This is a genomic window from Lentzea indica (assembly GCF_012184385.1).
In the GTDB taxonomy this organism is placed as follows: domain Bacteria; phylum Actinomycetota; class Actinomycetes; order Mycobacteriales; family Pseudonocardiaceae; genus Lentzea; species Lentzea indica.
Window position 1 is genome coordinate 1 of the sequence record NZ_VSRL01000363.1, and the last position, 7,065, is coordinate 7,065.

At 69.1% G+C, this 7,065-nt stretch carries 8 protein-coding genes; 3 read left to right on the forward strand and 5 right to left on the reverse strand.

Annotated elements, in window-relative coordinates; genetic code table 11:
- Both FXN61_RS45720 and FXN61_RS45725 read left to right on the forward strand, forming a co-directional pair.
- A partial coding sequence (locus tag FXN61_RS45720; RefSeq protein WP_446684963.1) for a DUF58 domain-containing protein occupies positions 1 to 491 on the forward strand: 491 nt, incomplete at its 5' end.
- On the forward strand, positions 488 to 1,453 hold the full coding sequence (locus tag FXN61_RS45725; RefSeq protein ID WP_167980066.1) for a VWA domain-containing protein: 966 nt from the start codon (positions 488 to 490) through the stop codon (positions 1,451 to 1,453). The genes FXN61_RS45720 and FXN61_RS45725, both read left to right, overlap by 4 nt.
- Position 1,454: 1 nt before the next feature.
- Here FXN61_RS45725 and FXN61_RS45730 read toward each other — a convergent pair whose 3' ends face one another.
- The 4 genes from FXN61_RS45730 to FXN61_RS45745 are packed head-to-tail and all read right to left on the reverse strand — an operon-like array spanning position 1,455 to position 4,827.
- Entirely contained in the window at positions 1,455 to 1,970 is a 516-nt protein-coding gene (locus tag FXN61_RS45730) for a dihydrofolate reductase family protein (protein WP_223165867.1), read from the reverse strand.
- Positions 1,967 to 2,866, reverse strand: a complete 900-nt coding sequence (locus FXN61_RS45735) for a TAXI family TRAP transporter solute-binding subunit (protein ID WP_312878511.1) — start codon at positions 2,864 to 2,866, stop codon at positions 1,967 to 1,969. The genes FXN61_RS45730 and FXN61_RS45735 overlap by 4 nt, the downstream gene beginning before the upstream one ends.
- On the reverse strand, positions 2,863 to 4,167 hold the full coding sequence (locus FXN61_RS45740) for a sensor histidine kinase (protein ID WP_167980067.1): 1,305 nt from the start codon (positions 4,165 to 4,167) through the stop codon (positions 2,863 to 2,865). Before FXN61_RS45740 ends, FXN61_RS45735 begins: the two co-directional genes overlap by 4 nt.
- Positions 4,168 to 4,827: a response regulator transcription factor gene (locus FXN61_RS45745; RefSeq protein ID WP_167980068.1), complete on the reverse strand. Its 660-nt coding sequence runs from the start codon at positions 4,825 to 4,827 to the stop codon at positions 4,168 to 4,170.
- A gap of 116 nt (positions 4,828 to 4,943) precedes the next feature.
- Between FXN61_RS45745 and FXN61_RS45750 the strand changes: the two genes are divergently transcribed.
- Entirely contained in the window at positions 4,944 to 6,230 is a 1,287-nt protein-coding gene (locus tag FXN61_RS45750; RefSeq protein WP_167980069.1) for an MFS transporter, read from the forward strand.
- Between the two features lie 89 nt (positions 6,231 to 6,319).
- Here FXN61_RS45750 and FXN61_RS45755 read toward each other — a convergent pair whose 3' ends face one another.
- The gene (locus FXN61_RS45755) at positions 6,320 to 6,976 is read right to left on the reverse strand and encodes a response regulator transcription factor (RefSeq protein ID WP_167980070.1); all 657 of its coding nucleotides are present in this window, start codon (positions 6,974 to 6,976) and stop codon (positions 6,320 to 6,322) included.
- Positions 6,977 to 7,065: the final 89 nt, after the last annotated feature.

Genomic DNA, 7,065 nt, shown 5'->3' on the forward strand with positions numbered 1-7,065 from the left:
TGGCGGCCGTCGCACACGCGCGGGGCATGATCCGCAAGATCGCCGAGATGCCGCGGGCGGCCGAGGGCACGCGCGGCGACCTCGCGGCGTTGCTGGAGCAGCTGCGCAGGCCTCCACGCCGGCGCGGCCTGATCGTGGTGATCTCGGACTTCCTCGGCGACATGGAGTGGCAACGGCCGTTGCGCGCGTTGTCGGCACGGCACGACATCGTCGCCATCGAGGTCGTCGACCCGCGTGACGTCGACCTGCCAGAGGTGGGCACCGTCGTGCTGTCCGACCCGGAGACAGGGCGGCAGCGTGAGGTGACCGCGTCCGCGTTGTTGCGCAAGGAGTTCAACGCGGCGGCCGCGGAACACCGGGCCGAGGTGGCTGCGGGACTGCGGCGCGCGGGTGCCGGGCACCTGGTGCTGCGGACCGACTCGGACTGGATCGCGGACACGGTTCGTTTCGTGGTGGCGCGCAAGCGCCGCTGGTCTGGGGGTGTCGCGTGAGCTTCTCGAACTTCGTCGCCCCGTGGTGGTTCCTGCTGCTGATCGCCGTCGCGCTGCTCACCGCCGGGTACGTGGTGGCGCAGCGGATGCGGCGCAAGCGGGTGCTGCGGTTCACGAACCTGGAGCTGCTGGAGAAGGTCGCGCCCAAGCGGGAACGCTGGTCGCGGCACGTCCCGGCGGCGTTCCTGCTGGCAGCCCTGGCGTTGCTGACGGTCGCACTGGCCGGCCCGACGTCCGAGCAACGGGTGCCGCGCAACCGGGCGACGGTCATGATGGTCGTCGACGTGTCGCTGTCGATGAAGGCCACGGACGTGAAGCCGTCGCGCCTGGAGGCCGCGCAGGTGGCCGCCAAGTCGTTCGCCGAAGGGCTCACACCGGGCATCAACCTGGGGCTGATCTCGTTCGCCGGGTCGGCGACCGTGCTGGTGGCGCCGACGACGGACCGTGCGGCCGTCACGCAGTCGATCGACGGGCTGAAGCTCGCCCAGTCGACCGCGACCGGTGACGCGCTGGCGGCCGCGATCGCGTCGATCGACTCGTTCGGCAAGGTCGTCGGTGGCGCCGAAGGACCGCCGCCCGCCCGCATCGTGCTGATGACGGACGGCAAGGAGACGGTCGGCACCCGGAAGGCCTTCGACGTGGCGGAGGACGCCAAGAAGGCCGGGGTCCCGATCTCCACGATCTCGTTCGGCACCGAGGACGGCGTGGTCGACATCGAGGGACGGCAGCAGTCCGTCCCCGTCGACGACGACGCGATGAAGGAGATCGCCAAGATCTCCGGCGGCGAGTTCTTCAAGGCCGCCTCCGCCGAGGAGCTGCGCCGGGTCTACGACACGCTCGGCGAGCAGATCGGCTACGAGAAGAAGCAGGCCGACGCGTCGAAGCCGTGGCTGTTGCTCGGCACGATGACGGCGATGTTCGCCGCGGCCGCGGCGTTGCTGCTCGGTCAGCGCCTGCCGTAGGTCAGCAGCACGACTCCGTTGCCGAACGCCTGGTGCCCTTGAGCGCCAGGGCGTTCGGCTTGCGGAAGAACGGCGTGCCGCCACCGATCGCGACCGGGTTCACGTAGAGGCGGATCTCGTCGACGAGATCGAGGGCGAAGAAGGTCTGGAGCAGGTCGGGCCCGCCGATCATGCTGTCGCCCGGCAGGTTCCTGATCTCGTCGGGGTCGACCTCGCGGCGGGTCTCGCTGTTCCACTCGGTGAACTCCCGCGTGCGCGAGTAGACGATCTTGCGCACGTTCCGCCAGATCGGGGCGAACTCGAGCATCGACCGCGTGAAGTCGGGGTTGTCCTCGGCGTGTGGCCACGCCTCCAGCATCAGCTCGTGGGTGCGGCGGCCGTCGAGGAACGTGCTCATCGTCGCCAGGTCGGCGTTGATGTAGTCGTGCAGGTCTTCGCTCATCTCGTGCCAGCTGATGTCGTGGCCGGGTCCCTCGAAGAACCCGTCCAGCGAGATCGACGCCATCGTGATGATCATCCGTGCAGTCTCCTGTATTCCGCCGCCGCCCCTGGGTGCAGTGGCACTTTGCCCGTGTCGATGAGACTGCGCACGTCGAGGTACTGGGTGCCGAGCGCCTGATCCGGCACGAGCTGCGCCGCTTTGCTCACGAGCAGCCGCACGACGGCGCCCGCGTACTCGGCACTGAGGTCCGGCCGGCACACCAGCAGATTCGGCGTGCCGATCGTGGGGACGTCGACGGGCGAGCCGTACACGCCCATGCGGACGTCCACGCGTTCGTAGACCTTGCCGTAGTCCTGGCGCAGCCTCGGCAGGAAGCTGTCGAGCGGCAGCAGCCTGATCCCGCTCGCCTTGTTGAGCTCCGGGGTCGGGACGCCGCCGGACCACAGCAATGCCGCGATCTCCCCTGCTTTCAAGGCGTCGATGGCGTTGCGCAACGGGTAGTGCTCTTCCTGCACGCCCAGCGCGAGCCGTTCGCCTTGCAACGCGGCGCCGGAGCCAGCCGCGCCCAGTGACACCGGCTTACCGATCAGATCGGCCGCGGTCCGGTACGGGGAGGAGTCGAGGACCACGAGCTGCAGGTAGTTCTCGTAGACGCGGCCCAGTGCGACGAGGCCGGACTCCATGTGGGCGCTGTCGCTCAAGGTCAGCGCCAGGTCGGCGGTGCCTTCCCGGAGGTGTTCGAGGTTGTCGGCGCTGCCGCCGGTCTCGATCGGGGTGATGATCAGCGGGCTGGGGGAGAGGCGGGAGAGCAGGGCGGCGAAGTCGTTGTAGAACCCGCCCGGCTCGCCGCCCGCGATCTTGATCGTGCCGGCCGGCTCGCTGGTGCCGCAGGCGGTCAGGGCCAGCGCGCCGAGCAGGAACGTGCGGCGGCTCAGCGCGGCGCGGCCGGGCGGAAGTGGGCGGCGCTTCACAGCAGCGGCTCCTTCGGCAGTTCGACCGTCGCGACCAGCCCGCCATCCGTGTGCAGCTTCAGCGTGCCGTCGTGCGCTGTCACGATCCGTTCCGCGATGGCCAGGCCGAGGCCGGTGCCGCGCTGCGAGTCGTCGCCGCGCCAGAACCGTTCCGTCGCACGCCCGATGTCCTTTGTGGACAGGCCGGGACCGTTGTCGCGGATGATCAGCGTTGCCCGGTCGCACACCACGGTGACCTGCGATCCGCCGTACTTGATGGCGTTGTCCAGCAACACGTCCAGCACCTGCGCGAGGTCCGACACCGCGCACCGCACGAGTCCTGGCGCCCGGTCGTCGACGGTGATCGTCACGCCTGCGGAACCAGCCGCCGCGCGCCACGCGTCCACCCGGTCGTGCGCGACCACCTGCAGGTCGGCGAGCTCGGGTTCGACGCCGCCCGCCGCGCGCTCGGTCGCTGTGCTCTCCGCCGACGCCAGTGCCAAGAGCCCGTCCAGCAACGACTCCAGGCGTTCGACCTCGGTGAGCAGCGAGTCGTTGGACGGCAGCATGTCGACGCGCAACCGCAGTGCCGCCATGGGGTTGCGCAGCTGGTGCGAGGCGTCGGCGATCAGTCGTCGTTGCTGGTCGGCGGCTTCGGCGACGGCGTCGGACATGCGGTTGAACGACTCCGACAACGCGCGCAGCTCTGCCGGGCCCGCGGTGTCGGCGACGTGTGTGCGACGCTGTCCTTCTGCGACCGCTCGCACGCCCCGGTCGAGTTCTTTGAGGGGACGCAGCAGCCATCGGGCCACGACCAACGCCAGCAGCACGCATGCGCAGGCCGCGAGCAAAGCCCCTGCAAGCACGATCGCCCAGCGCCGTGCCACGTCCAAGGCGGCGACGCGCGTCGAGGCTCGCAGCACCACGGCGCCCGCGACCTTCGTGCCGGTGCCGACGGGACGGGCGAAGAGGACGTCGCCGCCGCTCCAGGGCATCACCGTGGGCACGGGCGCGGCGGGCTGGTTGCGCAGGGCGGCGTCGATCTGGGCGGACACGTCGGCGACCGTCATGCCCGACTCGACGACGGGAGTGCCGGACGCGTCGACGACCACGACCCCCTCGCCGTAGACGTCGGCGTACCGCTGCGCCTCGGACACCACGACGTCGGTGGGCAGCGTGACGAAGCGGTCGAGGTCGGCGGTGCGGCTGATCACGAACTGCTGGGTGCGTTCGGAGGCCGTGCTCATCAGCAGGGGGAAGGCGAACGCGGTGACGGCCGAGAGCGAGAAGAGCAACAGCACCAACAGAAGTCGTTGCCGCATCTATTCACCGAGCCGGTAGCCGAAACCGCGAATCGTGTGCAGCAGTCCCGGCCGGTCGAGCTTGGCGCGCAGCTGCGTGAGATGGACGTCGAGAGTGCGCGACACCGCCACGAAAGCGTTGCCCCACACCTCGTCCATCAGCTGCTGACGGCTCACCGCCGTGCCGGGACGACGCGCGAGCACCGCCAGGACGTCGAACTCCTTGGTGGTCAACGAGATCTCGCGCCCGCCGACCACGACCTGGCGGCTCTGCAGGTCGATCTCCACATCGGACACCCGCACGACGTCGTCGGGTTCCTGCGACCGGGCCGCGCTGCGCCGGGCCACCGCGTCGATGCGGGCCAGCAACTCGGCCAGCCGCACCGGCTTCACCAGGTAGTCGTCCGCGCCCAGCCGCAGCCCGCGCACCACCGTGCGCTCGTCACCGCGAGCGGTCAGCACCAGCACCGGCACCGGGTCGATCTTGCGGAGCTTGCGCAGCACCTCCAGGCCGTCCTGGTCGGGCAGGCCGAGGTCGAGCAGCACGACGTCCGCGTCGCGGTGGGCGATCAACGCGTCGGCGCCCCTGCGCACGCGGGCAGGCCGGTGCCCGTTCGCCCGCAGTGCCTCCACCAGGGCGTCCGCGACACCGTCGTCGTCTTCGACCAACAGCACCCGCATTCGAGCAGTATCGGCCATCACGACTGTTTCCTGCGCGTGGCGACGCGCCTAAGTGACTGTAAAGAAGCGTCAGCCCAGGTTGTGACGGGTGAGGCGGCGCCGAGATCGTGTCCGCCATGACAGTGGTTCAGGAGAAACGCGCCGAGCGCCGAGTGGTGGCGAACGTGCTGCGCGGGTCGGTCGGAAACTTGATCGAGTGGTACGACTGGTACGCCTACACCGCGTTCAGCATCTACTTCGCGGCCGCGTTCTTCCCGAAGGGCGACCAAACCGCGCAGCTGCTCAACACCGCGGCCGTGTTCGCCGTCGGCTTCCTCATGCGGCCACTGGGCGGCTGGCTGCTCGGCCGCTACGCCGACCGTCACGGCCGTCGCGCCGCACTCACGCTCTCCGTGACGCTGATGGCGTTCGGATCGTTGATCATCGCGTTGACCCCGTCGTACGCGACGATCGGTGTCGCCGCGCCTCTGTTGCTGGTGCTCGCACGGTTGCTGCAGGGGCTTTCGGTCGGTGGTGAGTACGCGACCTCGGCGACCTATCTGTCCGAAGTGGCCTCACCCGCGCGCCGCGGTTTCTACTCCAGCTTCCAGTACGTGACGTTGACGGCCGGTCAGCTGGTGGCTCTGGGCGTGCAGATCGTGCTGCAGCAGTTCCTCTCCAAGCCGGAGATGATGGAGTGGGGCTGGCGGATCGCGTTCGTCATCGGTGCGACCGGCGCGATCATCGTGATGTGGCTGCGGCGCGGCATGGACGAGTCGGAGAATTTTGAGCGCCAGAAGGACAACCCGCAGAAGGGCACCTTCAAGGCGTTGTTGAAGCACCCCAAGGAATGCCTGCTCGTCGTGGGCCTGACATTGGGCGGCACGGTCGCGTTCTACACGTTCACGACCTACCTGCAGAAGTTCATGGTGAACACCAGCAAGATCGACGCCGCGACGGTCAGCTGGATCAACTTCGCCGCGCTGCTGGTGTTCGTGGTGCTGCAGCCCGTCGCGGGCGCGCTGTCCGACCGGATCGGCCGCCGTCCGCTGCTGCTCGGCTTCGGTGTGCTCGGCACGCTGGCCACGGTGCCGCTGCTCTCGACGCTCGCGAAGACGTCGGAAGCGTTCCCCGCGTTCCTGTTGATGCTCGGCGGTCTGGTGATCGTCACCGGCTACACGTCGATCAACGCGATCGTGAAGGCCGAGCTGTTCCCGACGAACATCCGCGCCCTCGGCGTCGGCCTGCCGTACGCGCTGACCGTCGCGATCTTCGGCGGCACGGCCGAGTACGTGGCGCTGTGGTTCAAACAGGCCGGCATGGAGTCCGTGTTCTTCTACTACGTCGCCGGGTGCGTGCTGATCTCGTTGCTGGTCTACGGGTTCATGCGCGAGACCTCGAAGGACTCGATCCTGGACACGTGAAACAGGGTGTACGACTTCGATCTCGTCGTCCTTGATGGTCGGCTTCTCCTCGTCGGAACCCACGACCCCAACCGTCGCGGGTTCGTAGATCAAGCGATCCGGTAGCCGATTCCTGGTGTCGTCGCGATGATCGGCGGCTCTCCGAGCTTGCGGCGCAATCGGCCCACTGTCACCGTGACGGTGTTGGTGAACGGGTCGGCGTGCTCGTCCCAGACCCGCTCGAGCAGGGCCTCGGCGCTCAGGAATCCTGGGCTCGCCCGCAGCAATGCCTCCAACACCGCGAACTCTTTGACCGAGAGGTGGAGTTGCCGCCCGTCGCGAACGGCGGTCCGGCGTACTGGGTCCAGTTCGATCCCGGCCACGCGCAACGTACGGGGCCTGGCGTCCGGTTTGCGGCGGGCCAGCGCCCGGATGCGCAGGATCAGCTCCGGGAAGTGGAAGGGCTTGGCGAGATAGTCGTCCGCACCCAGGGTCAGTCCGCTGACCCGATCGCCGGGCGCGCTCGCCGCGGTCAGCATCAGCACCATCGGCCGGTCCGCCCGCTCGGTGATCATCTGGCACAGCAGGTCGCCGTGCAGCCCTGGCAGGTCCCGGTCCAGGAGCACGACGTCGTATTCGGTGAGATCGATGCTGGCTGCGGCGGCCAGCCCGTCGCACGCGAGGTCGACGGGCATCCCCTGGTCGCGCAGTCCTTCCGCGATGACCTCGGCGAGGGCGTCATCGTCTTCGACGACGAGGATCCTCACGCCGCCACCGGCACCTTCGCGGCCGGCAGCGTGATCGACACGCGCAGGCCGCCTTCCGGCCGGGCGAGCAGGGCGAGCCGGCCGCCGTG